This window comes from Pseudorhodoferax sp. LjRoot39 (assembly GCF_964253035.1).
GTDB lineage: Bacteria > Pseudomonadota > Gammaproteobacteria > Burkholderiales > Burkholderiaceae_C > Pseudorhodoferax.
Genome location: NZ_CAXUQL020000001.1, coordinates 7,286,150 through 7,299,441 on the forward strand (window position 1 = coordinate 7,286,150; position 13,292 = coordinate 7,299,441).

General features: G+C 63.6%; 10 protein-coding genes. 4 read left to right on the forward strand and 6 right to left on the reverse strand.

Translation table 11 applies throughout. The features are described 5' to 3' along the window. Window positions 1-104 precede the first annotated feature (104 nt). Complete coding sequence (locus tag ACSQ4M_RS34025) at window positions 105-2,699, forward strand: hypothetical protein (protein ID WP_436193760.1); 2,595 nt, start codon at window positions 105-107, stop codon at window positions 2,697-2,699. Here ACSQ4M_RS34025 and ACSQ4M_RS34030 read toward each other — a convergent pair. From ACSQ4M_RS34030 to ACSQ4M_RS34055, 6 genes are all read right to left on the reverse strand, one after another. Beyond that, window positions 2,682-3,953 carry a polysaccharide pyruvyl transferase family protein gene (locus tag ACSQ4M_RS34030; RefSeq protein WP_436193761.1) on the reverse strand — a complete coding sequence of 424 codons (1,272 nt, stop codon included), beginning with the start codon at window positions 3,951-3,953 and terminating at the stop codon, window positions 2,682-2,684. The genes ACSQ4M_RS34025 and ACSQ4M_RS34030 overlap by 18 nt on opposite strands. A gap of 30 nt (window positions 3,954-3,983) precedes the next feature. After that, the gene (locus ACSQ4M_RS34035) at window positions 3,984-5,366 is read right to left on the reverse strand and encodes a Coenzyme F420 hydrogenase/dehydrogenase, beta subunit C-terminal domain (protein WP_436193762.1); all 1,383 of its coding nucleotides are present in this window, start codon (window positions 5,364-5,366) and stop codon (window positions 3,984-3,986) included. After that, on the reverse strand, window positions 5,363-6,745 hold the full coding sequence (locus ACSQ4M_RS34040; RefSeq protein ID WP_436193763.1) for a glycosyltransferase family 4 protein: 1,383 nt from the start codon (window positions 6,743-6,745) through the stop codon (window positions 5,363-5,365). The genes ACSQ4M_RS34035 and ACSQ4M_RS34040 overlap by 4 nt, the downstream gene beginning before the upstream one ends. Next, window positions 6,706-8,205, reverse strand: coding sequence for an oligosaccharide flippase family protein (locus ACSQ4M_RS34045; RefSeq protein WP_436193764.1), 1,500 nt, complete (start codon window positions 8,203-8,205; stop codon window positions 6,706-6,708). Before ACSQ4M_RS34045 ends, ACSQ4M_RS34040 begins: the two co-directional genes overlap by 40 nt. A gap of 215 nt (window positions 8,206-8,420) precedes the next feature. Next, the gene (locus ACSQ4M_RS34050) at window positions 8,421-9,677 is read right to left on the reverse strand and encodes a pyridoxal-dependent decarboxylase, exosortase A system-associated (RefSeq protein WP_436193765.1); all 1,257 of its coding nucleotides are present in this window, start codon (window positions 9,675-9,677) and stop codon (window positions 8,421-8,423) included. Then, window positions 9,667-11,259 carry an acyl-CoA ligase (AMP-forming), exosortase A system-associated gene (locus tag ACSQ4M_RS34055; RefSeq protein WP_436193766.1) on the reverse strand — a complete coding sequence of 531 codons (1,593 nt, stop codon included), beginning with the start codon at window positions 11,257-11,259 and terminating at the stop codon, window positions 9,667-9,669. Before ACSQ4M_RS34055 ends, ACSQ4M_RS34050 begins: the two co-directional genes overlap by 11 nt. 60 nt (window positions 11,260-11,319) lie before the next feature. Here ACSQ4M_RS34055 and ACSQ4M_RS34060 point away from each other — a divergent pair, with 60 nt between their 5' ends. The 3 genes from ACSQ4M_RS34060 to ACSQ4M_RS34070 are packed head-to-tail and all read left to right on the forward strand — an operon-like array spanning window position 11,320 to window position 13,288. After that, the gene (locus ACSQ4M_RS34060) at window positions 11,320-11,577 is read left to right on the forward strand and encodes an acyl carrier protein (protein WP_436193767.1); all 258 of its coding nucleotides are present in this window, start codon (window positions 11,320-11,322) and stop codon (window positions 11,575-11,577) included. Next, window positions 11,574-12,437: a hydrolase 2, exosortase A system-associated gene (locus ACSQ4M_RS34065; RefSeq protein WP_436193768.1), complete on the forward strand. Its 864-nt coding sequence runs from the start codon at window positions 11,574-11,576 to the stop codon at window positions 12,435-12,437. Before ACSQ4M_RS34060 ends, ACSQ4M_RS34065 begins: the two co-directional genes overlap by 4 nt. Further along, window positions 12,434-13,288 (forward strand): hydrolase 1, exosortase A system-associated, encoded by an 855-nt coding sequence (locus ACSQ4M_RS34070; protein WP_436193769.1) that lies wholly within the window; start codon window positions 12,434-12,436, stop codon window positions 13,286-13,288. The genes ACSQ4M_RS34065 and ACSQ4M_RS34070 overlap by 4 nt, the downstream gene beginning before the upstream one ends. The last annotated feature ends 4 nt before the right edge of the window (window positions 13,289-13,292 follow it).

Below are 13,292 nucleotides of genomic sequence, written 5' to 3' on the forward strand. Positions count from 1 at the left end.
GCGGGGTTGAACCCCTGCCCGGTGCTGCACACCAAGCATCGTGTTCCCCGGCTGGAGTGCTCCCCGCGGTCTGCGGGAGCTCCGTCCTTTCTGGGAGATGGGAGATGGCGATGGATTCCTTGGGTTTGGGTTTTGGTCTGGCGCTGGTCTGCTCGGCGGCCGTCGGCATTGGCGTCTTGCTGGTTGTGGCCAAGTCGCGCCGCGCGCCTTCGGCAATGCCAACGGGCGGCCGGCGCGGTTTGATGCTGTGGCTGCTGCTTCCAGCCTGGCTTGGCCGCGCCGTGGCGGCCCCCAGTCCATCCAAAACTACGGTGCCTCCTGGCAAGCGTCTGTGCGTGGTCCGGCTGCATAACACGCACGCCGAGCGACAGCAGGTCGCGCACTTCGTGACCCCCATGTTCGGTCAGGCCTTCAGGCAAGGCGACATGCCCGCGGGCGAGCGCCCGCGGTTCACGTTGGCCGATGGCACAGACTGCCCGGCGACGCTGTGGGGCATCACGAGTTGGCCGGATGGCTCCATGAAGTTCTGCGGCGCCATCGTCCGGGTCCCGACTCCCGTTGCCGCTGGCGCCGGCCTGGAGCTCGAGGTGCGGGCTGGTGGCAGCGCCGAACGCCAAGTCAGTAAGCGCACCACTACCGACCTGGAGTCGGCAGAGCTGTCGGTGGTGCTCGAAGGGCTTGTCGCGCTGGAAGGCACCTGGACAGCCGCACTGAACGACGGCATCCATAGCCGTGCCAACATCGTCCAGCTGGCTGCGGGACCTGCCGGCGCACTCTGGCGCATTGGCTCCGAGTTTCGCAATCGTGCTGGCAAGCCCCATGGGCAGCTGTACTGCTGGCATTACGTCCTGGCCCTTACTGGTGCCAATGACGAGTTCACAGGCTTGCGCTACCTGGCACGCATTGCGCAGCCCTGGACCGACGTGGAGCAACCCAAGGCAGAACACCGAGAGTTTTCCGCCAGCCTGCGCGCAGGCGCGCAAGTGCTGCGCAAGCTGTTGGGCCATACGACGACCGAGACGCCTGGTGACGCCATCCGTTTGCCGCACTACGCTTCCTTCTTCTCCGCTGGGCACGACGGTCGATGGGACTATGTGCAAGGCACCGGTAAAAGCCCTGCCGACGCCCATGTTCGCGTAACTCTCGATGGCGAAAACCTGCGGCGCAGCGGTCTTGTGCCTCCGTACGATCCTGAGGCGCTCATCAACGACGCAGAACGCATCGACTACCACCCCATGGGAAGGGGAAGCATCAACCGCGCGATGGGCACCACAGGCGAGCGTAGCGACATTGGCCTGCTGCCCGAATGGAACGTGCGCCACTTGCTCAAGCAGTCCGAAGACCACGAGCGGGTGGTGCGCGTGAACGGACTGTCCGCCGCGGGATTCCGGCTGACCTTTCGCAAGCGCGCGACGCTGCAACCAGTGCCATGCGTCGACATCCGCGCGCAATACCCGGGGCTAGGCAACGCTGAGACGAACTGGCGCGGCTACATCTATATGAGCGGCATGACCAAGCCCGCCCCCAACGAATCGCTATGGCGTGAAGACACGGCGCACCGGCCAGGCTGTACCTACTGGCCCTACCTCTTCACGGGGGAGCCACAGTATCTGGATCTGCTGACCGAACACGCCTTCGCGCATGTCCTGGAACTCAACCAGGGCAATGGAACTGTCTGGGGCACCACGTTCCCGCGGCAGCAACTGCTCGAAGGTGCGTGGGGCGGAGAGCGCGGCATTCGCGTCGGCGCGGGAGGAACGCTTTACAAGGGCAGCGGTGTGCTGCTCTACGGCATCGGTGGCCAGCGCATGGCCGCCTGGCGTTCGCGCGACGTGGCACAAGCTGCGGCGCTGGCGCCCGATATGCCGCCCGATGGCGCCGCCGTGCGCCAGTACCTGAATGATGTGCTCGCTTCTTCGTACGCGGCGTTCAGAGACTACATGTCCAAGGTGCCAGCGAGCTTCCGTGAGGCGGGCTTGTTCATGCAGGACAAGGGCAACGGCCTCCCCTGGCAGATCGCCTACATGTCTTGGTCGGTGTGCCACCAGGCCGATATCCTGGGCACTCCTGATGCGGCCTACGTGCGATCTCATCTCGGCCGCTTCTGGAACGGCTTTGCGAGACAAGCTGACATGGCCTGCCTGGTAGCCATGGCTTGCAGCTACCGCGACGAGGACGGCAACTTGGTCGACAACATCAATGGCGTATTGGGCAGCTTGCGTTGCAATCTGAATTTCGACGCTGCATCCTCACGCATCACGATTGCGCCAGCCAAGGACAAGACCAATGGCGCCTGGAGCGCCCATGACGGCGACCGCTTTTCCTTTGCAGGAAAACCAATGGACCTGCTCAAGAGCTTTGCGGAAATGAAGCCTTATCGCGTGTTCTTCGCGGTGAGGTGCGAAGGCCAGACATTTCAACTAGCACTCAAGCCCAACGGCCCGCCGATCCGCTTTCCGGAAAGCGTGGTGATCACGGACTGTTTCGCGCAACTCAAGGACTTTAGGCCTGACCTAGCATTCAGTCCGCCCAATAGCCCCTCGGGATACTCGGCCAACATCCGCGGCGCCGTGGCGTACCACCTCGCATGTGGAGACAAGGTCAACGATGCTGTGGAGCAATTGGACAGGATCGTCAAGGGCCAACGCATCAACTACAAGGACAGGCCGAAGTACCGCACGCTAACCAGCCGCACCTGAAGCGGCGCCCGAACGCTGATTCACCGAGGCATAGTTCATTTTGGACATGGCCTTAACCGCCGGCAGACGGTCCTGCAAAGCCTTCCGGCGCTGCTGGAGGTCCGGTACTTTGGCGGCGAGCCAGGCAGCCAAAGTGTGCGGCTGCTCCAGCACTTGCGCATCCGGGATGAAATCAGAAATTCGCAAGTGCTCCGCCAAACCTTCGTACTTGCCAACGTAAGCGATGCAGAACGTCGGCACAGCCTGGGAAAGTGCCCCGATCGCCAGATGCATGCGGCCCGCGAACACCATGTCTGCCATCCCGGAGATGGACTTCGCAATCGCCGCCGTCTCCGGGGTGTCCACCGCGTGGACGCGCTGACGCAACCCAATGGGCAAGGTGGCGATCACCTCGCGCTGCATCGATGCATCGGAACTGTTACTGCGGTTGTCATGCGACAGAAACAGGAAGCTCGTTTTTGGATGAAGGCTGAGGAAGCCCTGAACGAAAGCGCTCCAGTACTCCTGCACGCCAAGACCGGCCGACTGCTTTTCAGCGTTCAACCCGCTGACGTTCAGGCAGAGCACGAGGTCGCCAGCAGCCCGTCGAGCAGCGATCCACTGCGCAGCTTGGCGACAATCGTTTGACGTGCGGTCCGGCTGCACCAAGAAGGCCACATCAGCAACCAGCGTCGCTTTGCGCCCGATGAATCGTTCGAAACGGGCATGGCTGATGGGATCACGCACATAGATTGCAACCGATGAGGGCAGTGATTCGATCATCTGGACCGCTTCGGGGTGCGGTTGCTCGCTGATGCTGTGGCCGAGCAAAATCGCCGGTCGGCCTTGTTCGGCAGCGATGCGAAGCATGCCGATCTGGTAGCGCACGGGGTGCAAGCCGTAATAGCCATCGATGATATCGGCGCCAACAGCGAGCACCGCTCCGGCGTCGCGAACGGCGGCCACTACGCGCGCAGACTTGGCCTCCACTTCTTCGACGCTGAAACGCAGGCTCGGGAGCATGGGCCCTTTGACAGCAAACTCGCCCCAGTTGGGCATCAACACCTGCCGCACGTAGTGCAGCCCCATGAGCTCCAGATTGTCCGCCACCGATTGAAGCATGGCCTGGTCGCCGAGGCTGCCTGCCGCCGCGCTCATGACCACGAGCGCGTCGTCGCGGCGGGCGGCCCCGCCCGACATACCGCGCAGCGCTTGACGCAACTGCGCCTGCACACGGCGCCGCACGCGCCTCACCCGAGCTTGCAATGCATTCAAGATATTCCTCCGCTTTCAGCCCACGGGCCGTCAAACTCGACGCGAGAAGCGCGATGATCTGCTCAATCTCACCAGGCTCTTGTTAAGGCGGGCCAACACACGCACATACAGCGTGTAGACCGGCAGCATCTTCATGGCGCGGGCGACACCGAACACCCGGTGACTGCTCCAGCTCATGAACATCCGGTACCGAAAGATCAGGCGGTAGATGGGGACGACGTGACTCGCATCGGCCTGCACGCGCTTGGTAGGCCGCCATTGTCCACTCTTGTCCTTCAGCCACAGGCGGTAGGCAAGCCCGATACGGCGGTGGCGAAAACTCGCATTCTGGGACTTGACCATATCGTCCACGTTACTGCTGTCGAGAACAATGCGCCCGTCGCGCCCTGCCTCAACGAACAACTGCTGCAGGTCAGGGTGACGAACGATCACGAGGCTGGTGCCAGCGCTATCGTTCACGTAAGCCGGTAACCAAGCATCGCCAAAACTCGCATCGGCGGTCTCGCCGACCACGTCGTCGCAGTAGTCGCAGGCTGAGAGTCGAAAAACTCCCATGCCCCAGTCGTAGCCCTCCAACTGACCCATAGGCGTCACCATTTCGGCACCGCCACCGTGCGGCTGCACAGCAAAGCCGTAAGAGCTCGCGGGACGGTTGGCCAGCTTTCGGCGGAAGTCAACCGTTTTCCAGTCGTCAGGTTCGGAGCCCATCTGCCAGGCCAGGCTTTCAGCAAATCGCCCGCTTTTCATGTGACCGCAGAACAGACTCACGGCGTAGACGATCCGCTCCTTGAGGACGGAGTCGGTGCGCATCAGCCGCCGGACAGCCTTGACATAACATGGCACGCCGACAAAGACGTAGCGTCCGGGGGTGGCACGTACCTGGGCCATCACCTGGGACATCTCGACCGGGTAATACCTCGTCTTCGCGTTCGCAGTCACCATGTCAGTCGACGTGGACACCGTGTAGGCAAAACGCGGCTTGCCGCTCTCAACGACTGGCCGCACATGGATAACGCCAGTCACCATCTCGCGGCTCAGCAACTCCGCCAGAAGCCAACTTGTCAGGCCACCGGAACTGCCCTCGTTCCGATGCCCTCGCTCAAGCGCATGGCCCGCATAGAGTCCCTGATACCAACCAAGCCTAGCATCGTGACCGCCGCCGAGACTCGAGTACTCGTGTGCGGCCAGCGTATCCTCGTCCGGCCCATCCAAGAACGGACACACCTGCTCGGACACAGTGGCACGCGCAGCTGAGACATGGTCAGGTCTGTACCGAGCGAACCGGTCAAACTTCATTGCGACCGGAGCATCGGTCACTGCAGCGCAAGCGCCACAGCCCACGCAGTAGCCACCATCGACCACATCGGCCAGAGAACCTTCGGTTACACCGCGATTCAAAGGAGCTAACTTCATTGCGATCCATTCTTTGCCGAAGAGGCGTGGGCATGCGGCTCAGAACGAGCCAGGACACCACCTAAATAGGCTCGAAAATCGCGCACAACGCTGTCACGGGCGAACCTCTCCTGCACGTAAGCGCGGCCAGCCTGCGACAACCATCGGCGGCTGTCGGCATCTTGCAAAAGGCCAATCAACTTGTGTTCGAAGTCGGCCTTGTCCTTCGCCACAGCGGCGTGGACGCCATCTCGCAAGCCATGTCGCATGGTGGACACCTCGAATCCAACCAGTGGCGTCCCGTACGCCAGTGCCTCCAAAATCTTGATAGCGGAGCCGACGCTGAACTGCATTGGCGCTATCGCCACATCTGCACTTCGGTAAAAGGGCTCCACCGATACTACTTCCCCCACCACCACCACGCCGTCGCGGCCATCGAAGCCTCTCAATTCGGGCGAGGGCCCACGGCCGACCACCTTGAGCTCCGCGTAAGGCAGCGCGGCTCGCACTGCTGGCCAAATGTCCCGTAGAAACATCAAGATGCCCTGGTTGTTGGGCCAATAGCTCATGCTGGCCACAAACACAACCTGAGGCGCAGTGCCTGCTCGACTGGCTGCGCTCAGCGGCGCCAACTCGGGCATGTCCACAGTATTGACCAAGCAATAGAGCTTGCCGCGTGGAGAACGCTGACTGAAATAGTCGACATCCAGCGGCGAGGCGTAGAGCGCATGCTGCCAGCGGCGGAACAAGGCCTTTTCGTGGAAGCTCAGCTTGAGCACGTTGGCCCAAGCCGACAGAAACTGGAGCGGCTGGTTGCCAAATCGAGAGCGCGCGGCAATCGCACGCATCGCCGGCGCCTCCGCCGCATCCCAGTCAAGCATGCTGACGCCGCCCGGCAATAGCAACTGATCAAGTGCAGGCGACAGGAGGGCGGCCCAGTGCGCCTGCATGGCGAACACCAGGTCGAACCGCTCGGCATCCGCGTTCGCGCGAATTGCAGCAACAAGCTCAGCGGACTGCTTCCGCGTCGCGGGATTGATTCTGCCGGTGGTCACCCACGCCAAGCAAAGCAACTTGCGCAGCGCCGAAGGCTGCAGTTGGCTGGCCCAGACCATCGGCTTGGCCTGCATGACCGCACCCAACACTGTCACGCTGCAGATCTGCGACTTGAACGGCGTTTCAAGTTCGATCTGCGCACGTGCGTCCTGCGCGGCATTGCACAACAGCAGGTGCACCTCCCCAGCGGCCGCCAGGGCCTCAAGTGATGCGCGGATCCGCAACTGCGCCCCACCGCCCGAGACGGAGGGCAAGTAAGGTGTGATGAACAGTAGGCGTGGGCGAGAAGCAGAGCGCGTCATGTTCAAGAGAACCTCTTGAGGGGCTTGGAAATCTTCTTCCACGCGGCAGCAACATGCTCCAAGATGATTTTTTCGCTCGAATCAGGTCGACCAGCCAGTACCCAACAGGAATAGATCAGTCCACCATACACCAGGATACTCAGCACGACCTTGAACACGAGGACCACAAAGACCGGACCACCGACGTACCTGGCTGCGGCTGACGCGGCGAAAAACATGGCAGTGGCCGAAACAATGACACGCAGCAGCGCCACCCACACCTCGCTTCCCTGCAACACCTTGAGCCGGATCAGATAGAAGCCGAACGCTGCGGTGCTCACAAAGGTCCAAGCGCAATAAAGCCAAGCGACGCCCAACACGCCCTGCCAAGAGAACGCCGGAATGATCAGCACCAAGACGGTGATGGCATATGCCCAGGAAAGCGCCGCATTGACCCGCACGTAACCCAGCACGACCAAGGTCTGCTGAGCCGTGTAGCGAAAGCCCGAGGTCATGGCTGTCAGGCTAAAGATCGCCACGATGGGGGTGGCACCCATCCACTTGTCGCCAAAGAGGACATGGACGAACTCGGGAGCCACCAGTGCAAAGCCGACAGCCAGAGGTACAGCAATCAGGTTGACGCCAGCAATGGCTTTCTGGATAGCGGCGATCTGCCGATCCTTCTGGTTGTTGAGGCTGGCCAGCGTCGGCATCAGCGCGCGGCCGATCGGCATCACGAGCTCAGTGCTAGGCAAGGTCGCCACTTCACGCCCCACAGCGTAAAGCCCGACCTGCTCCGATCCGCCGGCCTTCCCGATGTAGGCCCGGTCTAAGTGGTTGACGGCGTACTGCGCCAGACCATCCAAGAAATACCAGAGCGAAAAGCCGGTGAGTTCCCGCCAGTACTGCAAGGACCAGCGCGGACGTTGCGCCACCAGCCAATAACTGAGCAGGCTTCGAGCGATCTCCGCTGAGCAGATGCCAAGCACAAGACCCCAGTAGCTTCGCAGCGCCAACACCGCACTGACACTTACAACGAACGAAACAAGCCGAGGCACGAACGAAAACAGGAAGTCGCGGCGGAAATCAAGCTCCTTGCGGAAGTTGACAACATAGATGTTCTGCAGACCGCCCACCAGGCCTGCAGCTCCTACAGAAAACATGATCGGCATGACTCGGCTATCGTCATAGGCCTTGGCAGCGAACGGCGCGGCGGAGAAGATGATCAAGGAAATCAGCAACGTTTGCATCACCTTGATAGACCAAGCCGTGTCGTAGTGGCCGGACGTGGCATCGCGGTTGCGGATCAGCGCCGAGTCCATGCCGAACTCAACCAACACCTGGGAAAATCCGATGACCACCATCGCCATGTTGACCAAGCCGTAGTCCGCGGGCGTGAGGATCCGGGCGCAAATGCCCAAGCTGATCAGGCCCAAGAACTTGGCTCCCCAGCGGATCGCAATCGCCCAAACAGATCCCTGAATTAACGCACCGGACAGGGAGCGGTTTTGAGAAGAAGACATCGGTCAGTCAACGGCGCGGGTTGCGGCGCGCGCCCATTGCCGCGCCACCAACGGCAACATCGTGCGGGGTGGGAAGCGAGAGCAACACACTGCGCTGCGCGCATGCAGGAAAACCGGAGACTGGCAGCTCATGCAGGTAGGGGAATTGAAGGGTCGCATCATACGCATGCATCACGATCAGTCGGCCGCGGAACGCGCGGCCCGCGCACGCCGTGCTAGATCAGCACCTCTACGCAAGCAGGATGCAGCAGAAACCGCTCGGGGCTGGCGCTGGCGCCATAGGCGCCAGACTGGAAGACAACGACTAGTTCGCCAATGGACACATCTGCAAGAGCGACTTGGTCCGCCAGTCTGTCAAGCGGTGTGCACAAAGGGCCCGTCACCGTGGCCAGCCCATTCGATGGCGCCGTCATCTGGCACCCAAGCCCTACCGGATAGTTTCGTCGCACAACCTGGCCAAAGTTGCCGCTCGCCGCGAGATGGTGGTGCAGCCCGCCGTCGGTGACGACAAATCTTTCGCCTCGTGAGGTTTTGTGGTCGATTACACGACAAACATAGACACCCGCCTCTCCCACCAGATAGCGCCCAAGTTCCAGCACCAGCGCCGCCTCGGGCAGTTCCTGCGCGGCTTGCTCGATCAACGTGGCCAAGTTCTCGCCGATTGGCGACAGATCCAACCGCATCTCACCAGGAAAGTAAGGTATTCCAAAGCCCCCACCAAGGTTCAACGTCTGAACAGGCGCCGGCGCGCTGGCGGCCAAACGTACAGCCAACGCATAGGACTGCCGCTGCGCCTCGCAAATTGCCTCCGACTTGAGATTCTGCGAACCAGCGAACAGATGAAAGCCCTCGAACTGCAGCCCCGCCGCGGCGATGTCGCGCAGCAGCGCGGGCACGGCCTCGGCATCGACGCCGAATGGCTTCGGGCCGCCGCCCATCTTCATGCCGGAGCCCTTGAGCTCGAAATCGGGATTCACGCGCACCGCCACCCGCGCCGGCAAACCGAGTTCCTGCGAGGCCGCAGCCAACGGCCGGATCTCGCGTGCCGACTCCAGGTTCACGAGAATGCCGGCCGCCACGGCCTGGCGCAGTTCTGCGTCGCGCTTGCCAGGCCCCGCAAAACTGATCTCCTGGGGATCGGTGCCCCCATCGAGTGCCACCTGCAACTCACCTGCAGAGGCGACGTCGATTCCATCGACGAGGCCTGCCATGAAGCACACCAGTGCCGGCATGGGATTGGCCTTCATCGCGTAGTGCAGCTTCACCGCCGCCGGCAAGGCCGACCGCAGTTCGGCGACGCGAGCGCGAAGCACCCCCCGGTCATATGCATAGAACGGTGTCTGTCCCACCCTGGCGGCCAGCCGCGTGAGCGGGATACCGCCCACGACGAGTTCGCCTTCATGCACCGGAAACTGCGACATCTCTGCATGCTGGAGCGGCGGCCGCGCCGGGGCACGGCGTTCAGTGGTCATGGAATTGTTCCGTGTAGGCCGCCAGCAGCTTGCGGTCGATCTTCCCATTGGGATTGCGCGGCAATGGCCCCTCCTTGACGTAGACATGCGCGGGCACCATGTAGGCCGGCATGCGCGCGCGGCAGACGGCCATCAACTGCTCCACATCGAGCCCGCCGCCAGACGTGGGCGTGACAACGACATGGACGGACTGTCCCAGCGCAGGGTGCGCAACACCCAAAGCAGCGCATTCCCCCACGAGCCCGGTCTCGTAGAGCAATTCCTCGACCTCCGTCGGGCTGATCCGGTAACCCGACGACTTGATCATCTCGTCGCGTCGGCCGATGAAGTAGAGGAAGCCATCGCTGTCCATGCGCACGGTATCGCCGGAAAACACGGCGGTTTCGGGCAGCGGCAGGCCGGATGCCATGGCGGGCAGCACCCGGAAGCGCTCGGCCGTTCGCTCCGGATCGTTCCAGTACCCCATGCTGACGAGCGCGCCGCGGTGCACCAGTTCACCAGGTTCGTCGGGCGCGCAGGGCGTGCCGTCCTCTCGCAGCACCAGGATCTCCGCGTTGGGGATGGCCTTGCCGATCGAATCGGGCCGCCGGTCCACTTCGTGCGGCGGCAAATAGGTCGACCGGAAGGCCTCCGTCAGCCCATACATGAGAAAAGGGCGGGCTTGCGGCACCCGCCTGCGCAGCGCGGCGAGGGTCTCGCGCGGCATGTGGCCACCGGTGTTGGCGAAGTAGCGCAAGTGCTCACCGATGGCCGGCGACCAATCGAGCGATGCCAGTTGGATGTACAGCGGAGGAACCGCGGTGATGCCGGTCACGCGCTCGCGCTCCATGCTGCGCAACACATCGCGCGGCAGCAGGTAGTTGAGCAGCACCACGCAGGCACCGCTATGGAAGCCGGTCGTCAGCTGGCTGAAGCCGGCATCGAAGGACAGCGGCAACGCCGCCAGCAAGGTATCGCCGGGATGGTTCTCGAGATAGGAAGAAACGCTTGTCGCCCCGGCCACCAGATTGCGGTGCGACAGCACCACGCCCTTGGGCAGGCCTGTGCTGCCGGACGTGTACAGGATGGCGGCCATGTCGGTGTCGATCACGCGATGCGCCGGCCGCGCCTTTCCACTTGCCAGGGCATGCCAGCCATGCAGCGCCACGCCCTCCGGGCGCCCATCCGGCATGGCATTCGCAGGGTCCGTCAGCACGACGTGCTTCAAGGCAGGGCATCCACGCAGCAACGGCGCGAGCAGTGCCAAGCGCTGGGAGGACGTGACGAGCACCTTCGCGCCGCTGTCGGCCAGCACATGCACGACCTGCCCGGGCTTCAGTACAGGGTTGACCGGCACGAACACCCCGCCAGCTGCCGCCGCGCCAAAACACGCGACGACCATTTCGGGCGACTTGTCAAGCCAGATGGCAACGCGGTCGGCGCGGCCGACGTCCAGCCCCAGCAGCCCGTCCCGATGGGCTGTCACGGCTGCTTGCAAGGTCCCGTACGCGATGGCGCGGCCATCGCTGCGTAGCGCATCGGCGTGAGGCCAGCGCTCGGCGGACTGCGCCAACAGGTCCGGGAGCAGCGCGGGGGTGTGCATCGAAAAAGTATCGCATGCCCCCCACCTAGAATGGCCCCCCCTCTCCTTCCCGCTGTCACGATGTCTGTATTGCCCGACGTACTGCAGGTGCTGGACGAAGCCCTGGCCCTTGCCGGCCGCAGCGCAAACTTCGATGCCGATACGCCCTTGCTCGGCGCGTTGCCCGAACTCGACTCGATGGCCGTCGTGTCGCTGATCGCAGCGCTGGAGCAGCATTTCGGCGTGATGCTGCCCGACGACGAACTCGACGGCAGCGTGTTTGCGACGGTCGGATCGCTGGCAGCATTTGTCGACGACGTGCTGCAGCGCGACGCATGACATTGCGCGGTCCCGAGGCCTTCTTTCTGTCGGCCCTCCACGGCCAGCGCTATTGCCTATTCCACACTGCGCACGGCGTGCCGCGCGGCCTCGTGCTGCATGTGCACCCCTTTGCCGAGGAACTGAACAAGACGCGTCGCATGGCGGCGCTGCAGGCACGCGCCCTTGCAACGGCCGGGTTTGCCGTGCTGCAGATCGACCTGCTGGGCTGCGGCGACAGCGAGGGCGACTTCGGCGACGCCCGCTGGGACATCTGGATCGGGGACCTGCTTCAAGCCTGCCGCTGGCTCGCTGAAGCCGACCCGCGGCACGCTGCGCTGCCCTTGTGGCTTTGGGGAGTGCGCGCCGGCAGCTTGCTCGCGGCGGATGTCGCCCGTGTCTTGGAGCGCCCCTGCCACCTGCTGTTGTGGCAGCCGGCCTTCGCCGACGGCGCAGCGCAGTTGCAGCAATTCCTGCGCTTGCGGCTGGCGGCGGACATGCTGGCGGCATCGGATGCAGCGGCCCGAAGCCATGGCGCAATGGAGGCGTTGCGTCGGCAGCTAGCGCAGGGCGAGACACTGCAGATTGCAGGCTACGCGCTGCACCCGACGCTGGCCGCTGGGCTTGAGGCAAGCCGGCTCAGCCCTCCCCTCGCCAACGGGAGCGGCCGCCGGCTGGTCTGGCTCGAGACGACGATGGCGGCCCAGCCCTCCCTGAGCCCTCTCGGCACAAGAATGCTGGAACGCTGGAAGCTGGCCGGCTGGCAGACGCACGGCGAGGCGGTACAGGGTCCCGCGTTCTGGCAATCCGCAGAGATGGAGGAAGCGCCCTTGCTGTTGAGCACGACGACTGCGGCGCTGTCGGCGGTGTCCACCCCATGACACCCACGGGCCCGTTTCGAGAATCGCCTCTGTCGTTCGGCTGTGCCGGCGAGACGCTGCAGGGCGTCCTCGCCACGCCGGCCGATGTGCCAGTCCATGGCCTGGGTGTGCTCATCGTGGTCGGGGGGCCGCAGGTGCGCATTGGCAGCCACCGTCAGTTCGTGGCACTTGCACGCCGGCTGGCGACGCAGGGCCATGCCACGCTGCGCTTCGACGTCCGCGGCATGGGCGACAGCACCGGCATGCCGCGGAGCTTCGAGGATCTGCACGACGACATCGCCGCCGGCATCGATGCCCTGCTGGCCACGCCTGGCGTCGATCGTGTCGTTCTATGGGGCCTGTGCGATGGCGCCTCGGCCTGCCTGCTGTATGTGGATGCGGCACGCGACGCCCGCATCGCGGGGCTGGCCCTGCTGAACCCTTGGGTCCGTTCGGAACAGAGTCTGGCGCAAACGCATGTCAAGCACTACTACCGCCAGCGCCTGCTGCAGCGCGCGTTCTGGAGCAAGCTGCTGCGCGGCGGCGTCGGCCTGCGGGCCATCCACGATCTCTTGCGCAACCTGAGGCGCCAGCGCCGGCTGCCCAAGGCGACGCAGCGCAGCTTCCAACAGCGCATGGCCAGTGGATGGCAGGGCTTTGACGGCGGCCTGCTGGTCCTTCTGAGCGACACCGACTGGACCGCCCGCGAGTTCGAAGAGCAGTACCGCAACGACGAGGCATGGTCCCAGGCGCGCGGACGCCATGGTGTCGTGTGGCGTCCTATCGAAGGGGCTGACCACACCTTGTCGGCAGCACCGGCCCGCATGGCAGCCGAGGAATCGACGCTCGCCTGGCTACGCGACCTGGGCTGACCGG

Coding starts and splice junctions, on each gene's coding strand:
- ACSQ4M_RS34055 (WP_436193766.1), bottom strand. CDS start 11,259: ATGCACACCCCCGCGCTGCTCCCGGACCTGTTGGCGCAGTCCGCCGAG.
- ACSQ4M_RS34060 (WP_436193767.1), top strand. CDS start 11,320: ATGTCTGTATTGCCCGACGTACTGCAGGTGCTGGACGAAGCCCTGGCC.
- ACSQ4M_RS34025 (WP_436193760.1), top strand. CDS start 105: ATGGCGATGGATTCCTTGGGTTTGGGTTTTGGTCTGGCGCTGGTCTGC.
- ACSQ4M_RS34050 (WP_436193765.1), bottom strand. CDS start 9,677: ATGACCACTGAACGCCGTGCCCCGGCGCGGCCGCCGCTCCAGCATGCA.
- ACSQ4M_RS34045 (WP_436193764.1), bottom strand. CDS start 8,205: ATGTCTTCTTCTCAAAACCGCTCCCTGTCCGGTGCGTTAATTCAGGGA.
- ACSQ4M_RS34065 (WP_436193768.1), top strand. CDS start 11,574: ATGACATTGCGCGGTCCCGAGGCCTTCTTTCTGTCGGCCCTCCACGGC.
- ACSQ4M_RS34070 (WP_436193769.1), top strand. CDS start 12,434: ATGACACCCACGGGCCCGTTTCGAGAATCGCCTCTGTCGTTCGGCTGT.
- ACSQ4M_RS34035 (WP_436193762.1), bottom strand. CDS start 5,366: ATGAAGTTAGCTCCTTTGAATCGCGGTGTAACCGAAGGTTCTCTGGCC.